Source organism: Amycolatopsis sp. NPDC004747, assembly GCF_053601335.1.
On record NZ_JBSGBQ010000084.1, the window covers coordinates 1 to 1,325 of the forward strand.

Below are 1,325 nucleotides of genomic sequence, written 5' to 3' on the forward strand. Positions count from 1 at the left end.
ACCTGGTTGCGGGGCGGGCACGGCTCTCGTTGATCATGTGATTGTCGAAGTCCCATGATCGTGTGAGAGAGCCGTGCCCGCCGCGCAATCGTGCCTGATCCCTGTCGTCCTTGATCGCCTGGCCCCGGTCATCGATGCCGCCACCGACCCGCTATGGGTATCCGACCTGCGCAAACATCTGGCTGGGGTGCCTGATCCACGAGATCGGCGTGGTGTGCGGCATTCGATCGGGTCGATTCTGGCGCTTGCCGCCGCAGCCGTCGTCGCGGGCGCCCAGTCGTTCACCGCGATCGGCGAATGGGCCGCCGACGCGCCCCAGCCGGTCCTGGCCGCCCTCGGCGCCCGATTCGATGCCCGCCGAGCCCGATACGCAGCACCCGATGAAGCCACCGTGCGGCGTGTGGCCGGCCGGCTCGACGGCGACATCCTCGACGACGTGATCAGCAACTGGCTCACCGGCCACGACACCAACCCCACCGACCCAGCCGACACCGCGCCGGCCGCGATCGCGGTGGACGGCAAATCCCTGCGCGGCACCTTCGCCCGCACCGGAGGCGCCGGAGTGCACCTGCTGGCCGCGATCACCCACGAGACACCGATAGTGGTCGGGCAACGCCAGGTCCCCGCCGGCAGCAGCGAAATCACCTGGTTCCAGCCACTGCTGGACGGAGTCGACCTCGCCGGACGGGTGGTCACCGCCGACGCCCTGCACACCACCGCCGACCACGCCCGCTACCTGCATCAACGCGGCGCGGACTACGTGTTCACCGTCAAAGAGAACCAACACCGTCTCCACGGCTTGCTCGACACCCTGCCCTGGCACGAGATCCCCGCCCACATCACCAGCGGCAGCGGACACGGCCGCAGCGAACGCCGCACCGTCCAGCTCGCACCCCTGGGCGAGTTCCTCGGCTACCCCGCCATCGACTTCCCCCACGCCAGGCACGCGTTCCTCATCGAGCGCTACACCACCCACCACGCCAGCCGGAAACGTTCCGCCCACGCCGCACTCGGTCTCACCAGCCTCACCGGCCGCCACGCCCACCCTGCCCAGATCGGGCAATACGTCCGCAGCCACTGGCACATCGAAAACAAACTCCACTGGGTCCGCAACGTCACCTACAACGAAGACCAATCCCGAACCCGCACCGGCACCGCACCCCGCGTCATGGCCAGCCTCCGCAACCTCGCCACCAGCGCACACCGACAAGCAGGACACACCAACATCGCCAAAGCCCTACGCCACACCGCCCGCAACACCACCCGAGCCCTCACCCTGCTCGGAATACCCACCTGACCAGCACAACGACTTTGCCGGAACCCTG

Annotated in this window: 1 protein-coding gene; it reads left to right on the forward strand. The window is 68.3% G+C overall.

The features are described from left to right. Nucleotides 1-73 precede the first annotated feature (73 nt). The gene (locus ACWEGE_RS46995; protein WP_449667017.1) at nt 74-1,297 is read left to right on the forward strand and encodes an ISAs1 family transposase; all 1,224 of its coding nucleotides are present in this window, start codon (nt 74-76) and stop codon (nt 1,295-1,297) included. Nucleotides 1,298-1,325: the final 28 nt, after the last annotated feature.